This window comes from Nocardia sp. NPDC005746 (assembly GCF_040630785.1).
Taxonomy (GTDB): Bacteria; Actinomycetota; Actinomycetes; order Mycobacteriales; family Mycobacteriaceae; genus Nocardia.
This window is the reverse complement of record NZ_JBEXYE010000009.1, coordinates 105,780-120,227: the sequence shown is the minus strand read 5'-3', so window position 1 is coordinate 120,227 and position 14,448 is coordinate 105,780. Positions and strand designations below refer to the sequence as shown.

The 14,448-nt window shown below is 69.5% G+C and carries 12 protein-coding genes; 8 read left to right on the top strand and 4 right to left on the bottom strand.

The genetic code is table 11. From position 1 onward, the window contains the following. A complete protein-coding gene (locus ABZ412_RS18840; protein WP_357282185.1) occupies nt 1-804 on the bottom strand; it encodes a purine-nucleoside phosphorylase in 804 nt (267 codons plus the stop codon). Between the two features lie 148 nt (nt 805-952). Between ABZ412_RS18840 and ABZ412_RS18835 the strand changes: the two genes are divergently transcribed. The 3 genes from ABZ412_RS18835 to ABZ412_RS18825 all read left to right on the top strand — a co-directional run bounded on the left by ABZ412_RS18835 (nt 953) and on the right by ABZ412_RS18825 (nt 4,354). Beyond that, nucleotides 953-1,657, top strand: coding sequence for an enoyl-CoA hydratase/isomerase family protein (locus ABZ412_RS18835; protein WP_357282183.1), 705 nt, complete (start codon nt 953-955; stop codon nt 1,655-1,657). Between the two features lie 163 nt (nt 1,658-1,820). Beyond that, on the top strand, nt 1,821-3,029 hold the full coding sequence (locus ABZ412_RS18830) for a M20 family metallopeptidase (protein ID WP_357282181.1): 1,209 nt from the start codon (nt 1,821-1,823) through the stop codon (nt 3,027-3,029). 206 nt (nt 3,030-3,235) lie between these two features. Continuing rightward, nucleotides 3,236-4,354: a M20 family metallopeptidase gene (locus ABZ412_RS18825; protein WP_357282383.1), complete on the top strand. Its 1,119-nt coding sequence runs from the start codon at nt 3,236-3,238 to the stop codon at nt 4,352-4,354. 94 nt (nt 4,355-4,448) lie between these two features. On the opposite strand, the gene ABZ412_RS18820 is transcribed toward ABZ412_RS18825, so the two are convergent. Both ABZ412_RS18820 and ABZ412_RS18815 read right to left on the bottom strand, forming a co-directional pair. Then, a complete protein-coding gene (locus ABZ412_RS18820) occupies nt 4,449-4,862 on the bottom strand; it encodes a PPOX class F420-dependent oxidoreductase (RefSeq protein ID WP_357282180.1) in 414 nt (137 codons plus the stop codon). 98 nt (nt 4,863-4,960) lie between these two features. After that, entirely contained in the window at nt 4,961-5,440 is a 480-nt protein-coding gene (locus ABZ412_RS18815; protein ID WP_357282179.1) for a gamma-glutamylcyclotransferase, read from the bottom strand. 303 nt (nt 5,441-5,743) lie between these two features. On the opposite strand from ABZ412_RS18815, the gene ABZ412_RS18810 reads away from it, so the two are divergent. The 4 genes from ABZ412_RS18810 (at nt 5,744) to ABZ412_RS18795 (ending at nt 11,117) form a co-directional block, all read left to right on the top strand. Beyond that, nucleotides 5,744-7,147 carry an NAD(P)H-quinone dehydrogenase gene (locus ABZ412_RS18810; protein WP_357282178.1) on the top strand — a complete coding sequence of 468 codons (1,404 nt, stop codon included), beginning with the start codon at nt 5,744-5,746 and terminating at the stop codon, nt 7,145-7,147. Between the two features lie 194 nt (nt 7,148-7,341). Then, the gene (locus tag ABZ412_RS18805) at nt 7,342-8,583 is read left to right on the top strand and encodes a hypothetical protein (RefSeq protein WP_357282177.1); all 1,242 of its coding nucleotides are present in this window, start codon (nt 7,342-7,344) and stop codon (nt 8,581-8,583) included. A gap of 102 nt (nt 8,584-8,685) precedes the next feature. Next, nucleotides 8,686-9,837 carry a hypothetical protein gene (locus ABZ412_RS18800; RefSeq protein ID WP_357282175.1) on the top strand — a complete coding sequence of 384 codons (1,152 nt, stop codon included), beginning with the start codon at nt 8,686-8,688 and terminating at the stop codon, nt 9,835-9,837. 98 nt (nt 9,838-9,935) lie between these two features. Then, nucleotides 9,936-11,117 (top strand): PLP-dependent aminotransferase family protein, encoded by a 1,182-nt coding sequence (locus ABZ412_RS18795; protein WP_357282174.1) that lies wholly within the window; start codon nt 9,936-9,938, stop codon nt 11,115-11,117. On the opposite strand, the gene glpK is transcribed toward ABZ412_RS18795, so the two are convergent. Further along, on the bottom strand, nt 11,102-12,598 hold the full coding sequence (gene glpK, locus ABZ412_RS18790) for a glycerol kinase GlpK (RefSeq protein ID WP_357282173.1): 1,497 nt from the start codon (nt 12,596-12,598) through the stop codon (nt 11,102-11,104). The genes ABZ412_RS18795 and glpK overlap by 16 nt on opposite strands. A 93-nt stretch (nt 12,599-12,691) precedes the next feature. Here glpK and glpD point away from each other — a divergent pair, with 93 nt between their 5' ends. After that, nucleotides 12,692-14,440: a glycerol-3-phosphate dehydrogenase gene (glpD, locus tag ABZ412_RS18785; RefSeq protein ID WP_357282171.1), complete on the top strand. Its 1,749-nt coding sequence runs from the start codon at nt 12,692-12,694 to the stop codon at nt 14,438-14,440. Nucleotides 14,441-14,448 lie beyond the last annotated feature (8 nt).

Here is a 14,448-nt window from a genome sequence, read left to right as displayed (position 1 = left end):
CTAGAGGCGTTCCAGCACGCCGCGCAGCAGCTTGCCCAATCTCGGTGCGGCGGCGTGGCCTCCGGCCAGGACTTCGGCGTGCGAGAGGTGCTGTCCGGTGACGCCCGCCGCCAGGTTGGTGACCAGCGAGATGCCGAGCACCTTGGCCCCGCCCTCGCGGCAGGCGATGGCCTCGAGCACGGTGGACATGCCGACCAGGTCCGCGCCGATGGTGCGCAGCATGCGGATCTCGGCGGGGGTCTCGTACTGCGGCCCGGTCAGCCCCGCGTACACGCCCTCGGTGAGGCTGGGGTCGATTTCCTTTGCCAGCGCGCGCAATTCGGGATCCCAGGCGTCGACCAGGTCGACGAAGTTCGCGCCCTCGATGGGGGTGCGGCCGGTGAGATTGATGTGGTCGCTGATCAGCACCGGTTCGCCGACCGACAGCCCGTCGCGAATGCCGCCCGCCGCATTGGTGAGCAGCACGGTCTGCGCACCGGCGGCCAGCGCGGTGCGCACATTGTGAACGACCTTGCTCGGCTCGTATCCCTCGTAGAGGTGCTGGCGGCCCATGAGCAGTAGCACGGGCGAGTCGCCGACGGTGACCGAATGGATGGTGCCCTGATGTCCCTGCGCTGTGGGCGATCCGAACCCCGGCACCTCGGCCATGGGGATGGATGTGGATGGTTCGCCGATCTCGGCGGCAGCCTCCTGCCAGCCCGATCCCAGCACCACGGCGACGCGATGCTGCTGCACTCCCGTTCGTTCGGCAATGGCTGCGGCGGCTAGTTCGGAAACCCCGCCCATGGCCTTCTCGGCTAGCATGTCGCCCACCCTAGTCCCAGGCGATCTCTCGCGCGCGTACGCGCTGCCGACCTGCCGTTTTCATTCCATTTATCCGGCTTTTTTGTGTCCCGCCGGTTATTGCTACCCATGGGTAGGTATCGCCGTGAGCCCCCGCTACGCTGCACGCATGGCGTATTTGAAGCGTGACGGGGATGTGTTCGTGCTGTTCCTCGGTACCGAGGGTCAGACCATCGACAGCGAGAACCGTTTCCACCCGGACTGGATCACCGAGGTCCACGCGCTGCTCGACGAGGTCGAGGCGTCCGAGGGCCCGGCCGCGCTGGTGGTCACCGCCAACGGCAAGTTCTTCTCCAACGGCCTCGACACCGACTGGCTGTTCGGCAACTTCGACAAGAACTGCTGGTATCTGGACCGCGTGCACTCGCTGTACTCCCGGCTGCTGACCTTCGGCATGCCGACCGTGGCCGCGGTGAACGGGCACGCCTTCGGCGCGGGCGCCATGCTCGCCACCTCCTGCGACTTCCGCGTCATGCGCGCCGACCGCGGTTTCTGGTGCCTGCCCGAGGTGAATCTGGGCATGCCGTTCACGGTCGCGATGAACGCGCTGCTCACCAACCGCCTGATCAACCAGGTCGCGGTGGAGGCCATGACCACGGGCCGCCGCTATGGCGCGGATGACGCCCTCGCGGCCGGAATCGTGGACGCCAAGGCGGACGCTGAGTCGTTGCTGGCCACCGCCATCGCCCGCGCGGACCAGCTCAAGGGCAACCGCAAGCCGAACCTGCCGGTCATCAAGAAGGCCCTGCATCAGGTGGCGCTGGCCGGGCTGGCGGTGGAGACCACCCCCGAGAACCTGGCGTTCAACCCGTAGCCGACCGCCTACACCGGAGATTTTCCGGCTTACCTGCTGCGACAGAGTTGCGCGGCAGTGCGAGACTGTTGGGATGTCACCATCGCGCAACGGCGATGACCGGAGATCCTGCGCACCGATCGGACGTCCCGAGACGTCCGTATCGCCGTCGCATCGTCCGGCTGTGGCATCGGCCGATCCGGCGTTGCTGGCCGCGGCCGATGCCGCGATCGCCGGCTACCGCGATCAGCTGATCGCGCTCTCGCACGACATCCACTCCGAGCCCGAATTGGCGTTCGAGGAATTCCGGAGTGTCGCCAAGACGATCGAGCCGCTGCGCGAACGCGGATTCCGCATCGAATCGGGGGTGGCGGATCTGCCGACCGCATTCACCGCGGAATTCGGCAGCGGCGAACTCGTTGTGGGTATTTGCGCCGAATATGACGCTTTGCCCGAAATCGGTCACGCCTGCGGGCACAACATCATCGCCGCGTCCGCGGTGGGCGCGGCGCTCGGGCTGGCCGCCGTCGCCGACGCCTGCGACATCACCGTGAAGGTGCTGGGCACCCCGGCCGAGGAGTCGGGCGGCGGCAAGGTGCTCATGCTGGACCGCGGCGTGTTCGACGACCTGGCCATGGCCATGATGGTGCACCCCGGCCCGGAGGACATCGCCGGCGCGCATTCGCTGGCCCTCGCCGACCTCTCGGTGGTCTACAGCGGCCGCGAATCGCATGCCAGCGCGGCGCCCCAATACGGGCGGAACGCGCTCGACGCCGTCACCGTCGCGCAAGTTGCTTTGGGTTTGCTGCGCCAGCATCTCCTCCCCGGGCAACAGCTGCACGGTATAGTCGGGTCGGGCGGCGTCGCCCCCAATATCGTGCCCGGTCACGCGGAACTGCTGTATTACCTACGTGCGGTCGACTCCGCGACCCTCGACGATCTGATGCAACGAGCATCGGCTTGTTTCGAGGCAGGTGCCCTGGCGACCGGATGCACCCACGAAATCCGGAAGCTCGCGCCGACATATACCGAGCTCACTCCCGATAGCGCACTACTGTGTGCCTATCGCGAGCAGATAACCGCGCTCGGCCGCGAGCCCATCGCCCCGGAATTCGAGGCGGCACGGCCGCTGGGCAGTACCGATATGGGCAACGTCACCAACGTCATCGCCGGTATTCACCCGGTCATCGGCATCGATGCCGGAGGCGCGGTGACCCATCAGCCCGCCTTCGCGGCGGCCGCGGTCAACGCCTCGGCCGACCGTGCGGTGCTGGACGGGGCAACGGCGTTGGCCCGCACGGCGATACATATCGCAGGCGACAAAATGCACAGGGACAGGTTGTCGGAGAGAGTCGGTCAACGGCAGTTTCAGCGACAGGAGGACATTCGGTGAGCACAACCGGCCGGTCCCGGGCGGGAGCGTCAGGCCCGGAGGCGGCAGCTCGCGCGACCACTCAGGGCCCCGCGAGCGCCCCGATGTACGCCGCGCGAGTCAACGGGCCACTCGCGGCGTCGTGCGTGACCACGCAGCCGCCGGCGGGCGGCGCGGGCGAACCGGTTTCCGGGCACGAGGCGGTGGAGTCCTGGCTCGCCGAGCACATGGACGACCTGATTGCGTGGCGCCGCCACATCCACGCCAACCCGGAACTGTCCCGAACCGAGTTCGCCACCACCGAATTCGTGGAATCCTGGCTGGTCAAGGCCGGTCTCGAACCCCGCAAACTACCCAGCGGCACCGGCCTGATCTGTGACATCGGCCCGGACGGCCCGCGCATCGGCCTGCGCGCCGACATGGACGCGCTGCCGCTGCAGGAGTACACGGGCCTGCCGTTCGCCTCCACCGTGCCGGGCGTCTCGCACGCCTGCGGGCACGACGCGCACACCACGATCCTGCTCGGCACCGCGCTCGCGCTGGCCGAGATCGAGGACCTACCGGTCGGCGTGCGGCTGGTGTTCCAGCACGCCGAGGAGGTCATGCCCGGCGGCGCCGTCGACATGGTCGCCGCGGGCGCCATGGAAGACGTCTCGCGCATGTTCGCGCTGCACTGCGACCCGCGACTGGAGGTGGGCCGGGTCGGCATCCGGACCGGCGCCATCACCTCGGCCGCCGACACCGTCGAGCTGGTGCTCGATTCCCCCGGCGGCCACACCTCCCGCCCGCACCTGACCAGCGACCTGGTCTACGCCATGGGCACCGTCATCACCGGCCTGCCCGGCCTGCTCTCGCGTCGCATCGACCCGCGCACCAGCACCGTCATGGTGTGGGGCGCGGTGTCGGCGGGCAAGGCGCCCAACGCGATTCCGCAGACCGGCATGCTGACCGGCACCGTCCGCACCGGCGATCACGCCACCTGGTCCCTGCTCGAGCCCATGGTCCGCGAGATCGTGGAGGGGCTGCTCGCCCCGACCGGCGTGCGCTACCAGCTCAACTACAAGCGCGGCGTGCCGCCGGTGGTGAACGACGAGCAGGCCGTGCGCATGTTCGAGGACGCGATCCGCGGCCTGGGCCCGGACGGGCTGGCCGACACCCAGCAGTCCGGCGGCGGCGAGGACTTCTCCTGGTACCTGGAGGAGGTGCCCGGCGCGATGGCCCGGCTCGGCGTCTGGTCCGGTTCGGGGGAGCAGCTCGACCTGCACCAGCCGACCTTCGACATCGACGAGCGCGCGCTCGCGGCGGGTGTCCGGGTGTTCACCAACATCGTGCTGAACGCCCGCTGACCTCGGGCGTTGCCGAAACGCTGAAGCCGGGCCGCACTGAAAAGTGCGGCCCGGCTTCATGTTCGGAGACTGCCGTGACCGGGCACGGCCGGGTTTACGCGGCCTTGGCGGCGATGTCGCCCCAGGCGTGCCAGCGGTCGATCTCGACCCAGACCGAGACGCGCTTCTGATCGCGGACCGGGTACTGGCCGCCGGTGTAGTGCTCGGCGATGCGGTCGATGACCGAGGAGTCCGGGTCGTTCTCGATGGAGACGATGCGGCCCTGGATGCTGACGTGGCTGTACCAGTTGTCGCCTTCCAGCACGGTCAGCGTGATCCGCGGGTCCTCGCGCAGGTAGTCCAGGCGCTTGCGGAAGTCGGCCAGGTTCACCAGGATTCGGCCGTTCTCGTACAGGTACCAGGTGGCGACCGACACCGGCTGCCCGTCCGGGCGGTTGGAGGCGAAGACGGCCGGGTTGGGGCGGGCCAGGAATTCGGCGATCGGGGCGGGGACGGGCGTGGCGGGCATCGGCTTCCTCTTTCGACGGTTCGAAGATCGTTCCGGTTCCCGCAACACCGCTGCCGCGCCGAATCTTCCGGCACGGCGCGCGGCGCCCGATCGGACACTCACATCCCGAAGGTGCCGGGGCCCACGTTCTTGCTGTTGCGGGTGCGTAGCGCGTGCACGTAATCGCCTGGCGCGCCCGCCTTCTCCGCGGCGTCGGAGATGACGCCGATGTAGCGCGCGGACGGCAGGCCGCCCTCGTAGGCGTCCAGGACGTAGAGCCAGGCCAGGACCGGTGTGGGCGTGGGGCCCTGATTCGTGGTGACGCGCAGGCGGATCTTCTTGTGGATACCGAAGTCCGAACCCTCCCAGCGGTCGAGGCTGAGCTCGTCGTCGTCGGGCACGTCGTAGAGGACTACGAAGACGCGTTGCCCGGGCTCTTCGACCACCGTCGCCAGCGGTCCCTCCCAGCCGATGTCGTCCCCGGCGAAGGTGAGTCGCCACCCTTCCAGCCAGCCGGTTCCGTACACAGGGGAGTGCGGACAGCGCTTGAGCATCTGCTCGGGATCCATGTTGGACCCGTAGGCGGCGTAAATCGGCACCATAAGAGCCTATCGAACATTCGCCCTAAGGCTCCCCTGATCCCGATCACAAGGCGGTTCGTCCCCGAATGACCGATTGCCGCGCGATCGCCGGATTGCGTAAAACTGCCGTTCGGACGTGATTCACCGGGCTGCCGCATCGGGTTCGCGCGACTCTCCGGCCATGACGGCCGACGTTCACGAATGGGATGCGCCACAGTGACAAAATCATCTGGAGATGCGGTGATAGCGGCACGGAGCTGGGCGGATAACGTTAAGGACCGGCATCGGAGATCCCGGGGCCGGAGCTCGAGCGGAGGAACAATGACCCGCATTGCGATCATCGGTGGCGGTCCCGCCGGTTATGAGGCGGCACTGGTAGCGGCACAACACGGCGCGCCGGTCACGCTGATCGACAGTGACGGCATCGGCGGCGCGTGCGTGCTGTGGGATTGCGTGCCGTCCAAGACCTTCATCGCCTCCACCGGCGTGCGCACCGATCTGCGCCGCGCCCGGGACCTGGGCATCACCGTGCATCCCTCGCAGGCGCAGGTGCGTCTCGCCGAGGTGAACTCCCGGGTGAAGGCGCTCGCGCAGGCGCAGTCCTCCGATATCCGCGCCAAGCTGATGACCGCGGGCGTGACCGTGCTGTCCGGCTACGGCGAACTCATCGATCAGGCCCCCGGGCTGGCCACCCACCTGGTGAAGGCCACCCTCGAGGATGGTCAGCAGCGGGTCATCGAGGCCGAGGTGGTGCTGATCGCGACCGGCGCCAGCCCGCGCGTGCTGCCCGGCGCGGAGCCCGACGGTGAGCGAATCCTGAACTGGCGTCAGCTCTACGACCTCAAGGATCTGCCCGAGACCCTGGTGGTCGTGGGTTCCGGTGTCACCGGCGCCGAATTCGTCTCCGCCTATACCGAGATGGGCGTACAGGTGAAGGTGGTCTCCAGCCGCGACCGCGTGCTGCCCGGTGAGGACGCCGACGCCGCGCTGGTGCTGGAGGAGGCGCTCGCCGAGCGCGGTGTGGAGCTGGTCAAGCATGCCCGCGCGGACGCGGTGGAGCGCACCGCCGAGGGCATCGTGGTGAAGCTGTCCGACGGTCGTACGGTCACCGGCACCCACGCGCTCATGACGGTCGGTTCGGTCCCGAACACCAACGGGCTGGGCCTGGATCGGCTCGGCATCGAACTCGACAAGGGTGGTTTCCTGCGCGTGGACCGGGTGTCGCGGACCACCGCGCCGGGCGTGTACGCCGCCGGCGACTGCACGGGCCTGCTGCCGCTGGCCTCGGTGGCCGCCATGCAGGGCCGCATCGCCATGTATCACGCGCTGGGCGAGGGCGTGCAGCCCATTCGCCTGAAGACCGTTGCCTCCGCGGTGTTCACGCGCCCGGAGATCGCGACGGTCGGCGTCGCGCAGACCGCCATCGACGAGGGCGAGGTCCCCGCGCGCACGGTCATGCTGCCGCTGAACACCAATCCGCGAGCCAAGATGTCGGGCCTGCGACGGGGTTTCGTGAAGATCTTCTGCCGTCCCGCCACCGGTGTGGTGATCGGCGGCGTGGTGGTCGCGCCGATCGCGTCGGAGTTGATCCTGCCGATCGCGCTGGCGGTGCAGAACAACCTCACGGTGAACGATCTGGCGCAGACCTTCTCGGTGTATCCCTCCCTCACCGGATCGGTCACCGAGGCCGCGCGGCAGCTCATGCGGCACGACGATCTGGACTAGCCGCACAGTGTTTCGCACCCCTTTGCAGCGGCCCGTCTTGCTGCCTTGTCTCCCTTGTGATTAAGTTCGCGGCGGAAGCGATCGGCAGGGCGGTCGCGAGTGTTACGTATCGGGGGTGATCGTTTCCCTCCGTTCGGTGCTCTTCGATGCCCAGGCTGATCGTGCCGCCGAGGGACGAAGGAATTGAGCGAAACGTGAAGCACCGCAAGCCGAGTCGGATCAAGGCGAGCACCTCCCTGACACTGGCCGGTGCGGCCGCGGTGGTGTCGCTGCTGTCCGCGCCCGCCAGTGCCGCCCCTGCCGACCCGGGCGCCGTACCTGCCGACCAGCAGCAGCCCGACGGCGCCCAGCCGCCCACCGACACTCCCACCCCGGACCCGAAGGCACAGTCGGTTCCCGCGCCCAAGCCGGAGAAGACGCAGCCGGGCACCACCAAGCCGCAGCAGAGCCAGCCGGGCGTCACCACACCCACCACGCCGAACAACTCCGCGCCGGACAACGGTGCGGACAAGCCGGATTCGGGTCAGCCGCAGGGCGCGACCCAGCCCGACGGCACCAACACCCCGAAGCCGGACGCCAACGCGCCCAAGCCGGATGCGAACGCCCCGAAGCCGGATGCCAACGCTCCCAAGAACGATCCGAGCGCGCAGCCCGCGGGCACCAACCCGGGTCAGCCGAAGTCGGTGCGCCCGTCGCAGCCGGGCGTGACCGTGCCGCGCGTGGCGCCGCTGCCGGTGCCGGGCCAGTCGACCCCGGCCCAGCCCGCGGTCGTCACCCCGCAGCAGGACGCGGCCACCCCGCCGTCGACCCAGCCGGGCACCACCGTGCCGGCGCAGCCGGGCACCCAGCCGGTCAAGCCGAACGACCGCAGCGCGGACCCGGCGGTCACCACCCCGGCGCAGAACCCGGACGCCGACACCATGACCGGCCCGCAGACGGTCACCCCGCAGGCGAAGCCGCAGTGGCAGTCGCCCGCGGTGGACGCGGCTCCGGCCGCCCCGGTGGTCGCCATGGCCGGCCCGCACTCCGAGCTCGGCGTCAACCTCGACGGCGGCGCGGTGCTGCCGGGCTGGGCCGCCAATACCCACCACTTCAGCAACCTGGACGGCTACGTCGGCACCATCGGCTACACCACGCCGGGCGGGCTGGGCGAGGCCGGCATGTCGTTGGACTTCACCACGGTCAACCAGATCAAGGTGGCGGCGTTCGCGGGCAGCGGCCCGGACAACGACCAGAAGGTCGAGTTCGTGCTGGACACGGCCGCGGCCAATGCCGCGAAGGCCAATGCCGAGAACTTCATCCGCCTGCTCCCGGGCGGCGCCACAGTGCTCGAGGCGGTGGCCCAGATTGGTAGGCTCCCCGAAGGCGAGCGGCCGTCGCAGTCGATCGACATCGGTGGCGTGACCGCGCAGACGGGTGGTTCGGTCCAGTACTGACCGGCCGTTCGAAACACCGGGAACGGTGCCGGTAGAAGCAGTGTCGTCGCGTGGGGCGGTCGGTAGCGACCGCCCCACGCGTCTGTGGCGAAAGGACGGGTGATGGTTTCGGGCAGGGACGAATCCGCGGACCGTCAGGCATCCGAGGGGGGAGCGCCGGAGTCCGAGTTCGGGCCCTCGCTCAATGATTTCGGGCCGTCCCTCAACGATTTCGGCCCGGCCCCGGTCGCCGACGGCCCGAGCTGGAGCCCGGTCCCGGGTCCGCAGAGTCCCGATCTGGCCTGGCGCCCCGCGGGCGCGCCGCCGCAGTATCGGGCCCCCGACGCGTGGCAGCCCACCACCGGGCAGTATCCGGCCGTGCCCGGACCGTCCACGGGCCAGTATCCGGCCGTGAACCCCGTGGCGCAGGTTCCCGCTACCCCCGACATCGAAGAGACTGTCAAGATCCCGCCTGGCGGGCCGCAATCGGCCGCCGTGGACGTGGAGCGGACGACCAGGATCCCCGAGGCCGATTCGGTGGCCGCGGAACGGAATTCGGCCCCGGCCGAGGCCGACGGGTCCGCCGACTCCTGGTGGCGGTCCGCGCCCAGTGGATTCCCGCCCGCGCCGCCGGCGGAATCGGCCGCCGGGCCGGAGGAGTCGCTGTCCTGGGCCGACGATCCGATCGCCAAGGCGCTCGCACCGAAAATCACTGCCCCGCAACGTAAACCGGAACCCGAGCCGCGGTCGTGGCGCAAGATCGGGCTGATCGCGGGCGCGGCGGTGACGGTGCTCGCGGTGGCCGGCGGCGTCACCTTCGCGCTGACCCGGGGCGGCGCCGACACCGCTCCGACGGCCGGGGTCACCACCGGCAAGCCCTCGCCCACGGTGGCGGCGCTGAGCTGCCCGGCCAAGCGGGACGGCAAGCTCACCATCGGCAACGGCGCGGGCGGCACCGGCAGCGGCGTGGACGCGATCCTCGGCTTCCAGCACGCCTTCTACACCGACCGCAGCGGTGTGAAGGCGCGCACGTTCGTCGCGCCCGACTCGGCGACCGTCTCGCCCGCCGAGGTCATTCAGCAGCAGGGCATCGATCAGGTGGCCGCGGGCACCTCGTACTGCCTGCGGATCGTGGAGATCGGTCCCGAGACCTACGACGTCGACGTCACCGAGCACGGTGTTGACGGCATCACACAGGTGTATCCGCAGCGGGTCGTCACCGTCGTCCGGGAGGGCAAGCACCTGATCTTCTTCATCGACAAACGCGGCGGCTGATTCCCGCATCTCACTATGCGGGAAATGGATTTCATATCCTGGTCGCCGTGTGACATGGTGGAGTTTCGCATACCCCGGCGTTCCCTCGGAGGTGGTTCATGTCCGCGACCTTCCCGCCCCTCGCGCGGCGGCTCGACGGCCTGCAGAGCTCGGCGATCCGTGACCTGCTCAAACTCACCTCGCGCGCGGACATCATCAGCTTGGCCGGAGGTCTGCCCGACGCCGAACTCATGCCCCGCGACCGCATCGCCGCGGCCGCCGACGCCGCCCTGTCCGACCGCGCCCGGTTGCAGTACACCGAGTCGCCCGGCTGGGGTCCGCTGCGTGAGGTGCTGGCCGTCCGTGAGTCCGCCCGGCTGGGCCGCCCGGTGCCGGTCGAGGAGATCTTCGTGACCCACGGCTCGCAGCAGGCGCTGTCGCTGCTGTCGGAGGTGCTGCTGGATCCGGGCGCGCTCGTGGTGGTCGAGGATCCCGCATATGTCGGCGCGCTGCAGGTCTTCCGGGCCGCCGGAGCTCGAATCGAGGCTGTTCCCCTGGATGCCGAGGGCATGCGCGTCGACGCTCTGCGCGAGCTCCTGGACGCCGGTGAGCGGCCCGCCGTGGTGCACACGGTCAGCAACTTCCACAATCCGGGCGGAGTCACCCTGGTCCCGGAGCGCCGCCGCGAGCTGGCGGAGCTGGCCGAGCGGTACGGCTTCTGGATCATCGAGGACGACCCGTACGGCGAACTCTGGTTCGATCGGCCCTCACCCGCGCCGGTCGCGACCTACTCACCCAACGTGATTCGCCTGTCCAGCGCGTCCAAGATCCTGGCCCCCACGCTGCGCGCGGGCTGGATGATCGCGCCGACCCAGGTCTGCCGCGCGGTGGAGCTGCTCAAGCAGGGTGCGGACCTGTGCGGTTCGGCCCTCACCCAGCAGATCGCCGCCGACCTGCTCGCCGACACCGATTGGCTTGCCGCCCACGTGGATTCGGTGCGCCAGGTGTACGGCGCCCGGGCCAAGGCGCTGGTCGGCGCGGTGCGGTCCCGCTTCGGGGACCGCGTGGTCAGCACCGACGCCTCCGGCGGCATGTTCGTCTGGGTCGACTTCACCGACGGCACCGACACCGCCGCCCTGCTGCCGCGCGCCCTGGACGCGGGCGTCGCCTACGTGCCCGGCAACGCCTTCGCCGTCTCCACCGACTACACCCGCTCGATGCGCCTGTGCTTCACCACCTCCGGGGAAGCCACCCTCGAGCAGGCGATCGATCGGCTGGCGGCGGCTCACGCCCAGTCGTAGGTGCGCTCCACCGCCTTGTTCCACTCGTGCAGCAGGTGCTCGCGGTCGGCGGCCGGCATGTTCGGGGTCCAGCGCTTGTCCTCGGCCCAGTTGGCCCGGATGTCGTCGGTGGAGGACCAGTAGCCGACGGCCAGGCCCGCCGCGTAGGCCGCGCCCAGCGCCGTGGTCTCGGTGACCACCGGGCGCACCACCGTGGCGTCCAGGATGTCGGACTGGAACTGCATGAGCAGTTCGTTGGCGACCATGCCGCCGTCCACCTTCAGGGTCACCTTCTCGACGTCCAGGCGCTGCGCGTCGGCGTCGGCGCGCATGGCGTCGATGACCTCGCGGGTCTGGAAAGCCGTGGCCTCCAGCACCGCTCGCGCCAGATGGCCCTTGTTCACGAAGCGGGTCAGGCCCGCCACCACGCCGCGCGCGTCCGGCCGCCAGCGCGGGGCGAACAGGCCGGAGAAGGCGGGCACCACGTACGCGCCGCCATTGTCGGCCACAGTGCGGGCCAGCGGTTCGATCTCCTCGGCCGAGGAGATGATGCCGAGATTGTCGCGCAGCCACTGCACCAGCGAACCGGTGACGGCGATGGAGCCCTCCAGCGCGTACACGGCGGGCTGGTCGCCCAGCTGATAGCAGACCGTGGTGAGCAGGCCGTGCTCACTGAACACCGGGGTGGTGCCGGTGTTCATCAGCATGAAATTGCCGGTGCCGTAGGTGTTCTTGGTGTCGCCGGGGGACAGGCAGGCCTGGCCGAAGGTGGCGGCCTGCTGGTCGCCGAGAATGCCCGCCACCGGGACCCCGGCCAGCGCGCCGGAGGTGATGGGCGCGTAAACCTCGGAGCTGCTGCGGATCTCGGGCAGCATGGCCAACGGGATGTCGAACTCGGCGCAGATCTGCGGGTCCCAGCGCAGCGTGCGCAGATCCATCAGCATGGTGCGCGAGGCATTGGTGACGTCGGTGACGTGCTCGCCGGTCAGGTTCCACAGGATCCAGCTGTCCATGGTGCCGAAGCACAGTTCCCCGGACTCCGCGCGCGGCCGGGCGCCCGGCACGGTGTCCAGGATCCAGCGCAGCTTGGGTCCGGCGAAGTAGGTGGACAGCGGCAGTCCGGTGCGGTCGGCGTACCGGTTCGGGCCCTGGTCGCCGGCCAGCAGGGTGGTCAGGTCGGCGGTGCGGGTGTCCTGCCAGACGATGGCGTGGTGGATCGGCTTGCCGGTGGCGCGTTCCCACACCACGGTGGTCTCGCGCTGATTGGTGACCCCGGCGGCCGCCACGTCCGACGCCCCGATTCCACAGGACTGCAGGGCCTCGGCGATCACGGATTCGGTATTGCGCCAGATGGATTCGGCATCGTGCTCGACCCATCCGGGTTTCGGGAAGATCTGCTCGTGTTCCCGCTGGGCGACTCCGGCGATTCGGCCCTGCTGATCGAAGACGATGCAACGACTCGACGTCGTGCCCTGATCGATGGCGGCCACATAGCGACGCATTGATCGAGGCTAACCGACGACGGTCCGGCCGCCGGGCTAGTGTGGGCTACGGTAGCGCTGGGTAGCCGAAAATTAGCCCGGAGGAGTCTCCGTATGACGAATCAACCGCGATCGCAGTTCCTCGGCCCCGAGCAGCGCGAAGCTGCGTGGGGACAGCTCGGCAAGGACACCTTCGACGTCATCGTGATCGGCGGCGGCGTGGTCGGCGCGGGCATCGCCCTGGACGCGGCCACCCGGGGGCTGGAAGTCGCCCTGGTCGAGGCCCGCGACCTGGCGTCCGGCACCTCCAGCCGGTCCTCGAAGATGTTCCACGGCGGCCTGCGCTACCTGGAGATGATGGAATTCGGGCTGGTCCGCGAGGCGCTGAAGGAGCGCGAACTGGCGCTGTCCACCCTCGCGCCGCACCTGGTCAAGCCGCTCAAATTCCTCTACCCGCTCACCCACCTCGGCTGGGAACGCCCCTATGTCACCGCCGGTCTCGTCCTCTACGACACCATGGGCGGCGCGAAATCGGTTCCCGGACAGCATCATCTGACCCGGTCCGCGGCCCTGCGCCAGGCGCCCGGCCTGAAACGGGACGCCCTCACCGGCGGCGTCAACTACTACGACACCGTCGTCGACGACGCCCGCCACACCATGACCGTGGCCCGCACCGCCGCCCACTACGGCGCGGTCATTCGCACCTCCACCCAGGTGGTCGGCTTCCTCAAGGAGGCCGACCGGGTCGTCGGAGTCAAGGTGCGCGACAGCGAGGACGGGCGCACCGCCGAGGTGCACGGCAGCGTCGTCATCAATGCCACCGGAGTCTGGACCGACGAAATCCAGGCCCTCGCGAAGCAACGAGGGCGATTCCATGTGCGAGCGTCCAAGGGTGTGCACATCGTGGTGCCGCGCGACCGCATCGCCAGCGACACCTCCATCATCCTTCGCACCGAGAAGTCCGTGCTCTTCGTCATCGCCTGGAGCACCGACCACTGGATCATCGGCACCACCGACACCGACTGGAACCTCGACCTCGCGCATCCCGCCGCCACCAAATCCGATATCGACTACCTGCTCGAACGCATCAACTCGGTGCTGGTCACGCCGCTCACCCACGCCGACATCACCGGCGTGTACGCGGGCCTGCGGCCGCTGCTGGCCGGGGAGAGCGACCAGACCTCCAAACTCTCCCGTGAACACGCCGTCGCCCGCATCGCGCCCGGCCTGGTCGCCATCGCGGGCGGCAAGTACACCACCTACCGCAATATGGCCTACGACGCCGTCGACGAAGCGGCACAGGACATTCCGCGCCGGGTGTCGCCCACCATCACCGAGAAGGTGCCGCTGCTCGGCGCCGACGGCTACCACGCGCTGATGAACCAGACCCCGCACCTGGCCGAGAAGTACGGCGTCCACCCGTACCGGATCCAGCACCTGCTCAACCGGTACGGCTCCCTCATCGACGAGGTGCTCGGGCTCGCCGCCGGGAAACCCGATCTGCTGCAACCGATCACCGACTCACCCGGCTACCTGCGGGTCGAAGCCGTCTACGCGGCCGCCGCCGAAGCCGCCCTGCACCTGGACGACATCCTGGCCCGGCGCACCCGAATCAGTATCGAATACGCCCACCGCGGCGTGGATTCCGCCGACGAGGTGGCGCGGCTGGTGGCCCCGGTGCTCGGCTGGTCCGAGGCCGATATCGAACGCGAGGTGAGCGTGTACCAGGCCCGGGTGCGGGCCGAGATCGAATCCCAGACCCAGCCCGACGACGCCTCCGCCGACGCGCTGCGCTCGGAGGCGCCCGAGGCGCGGCGGGAAGTGCTCGACCCGGTGCCGATCAACCAGCACGAGTCGGTCTGAGCCCGGCC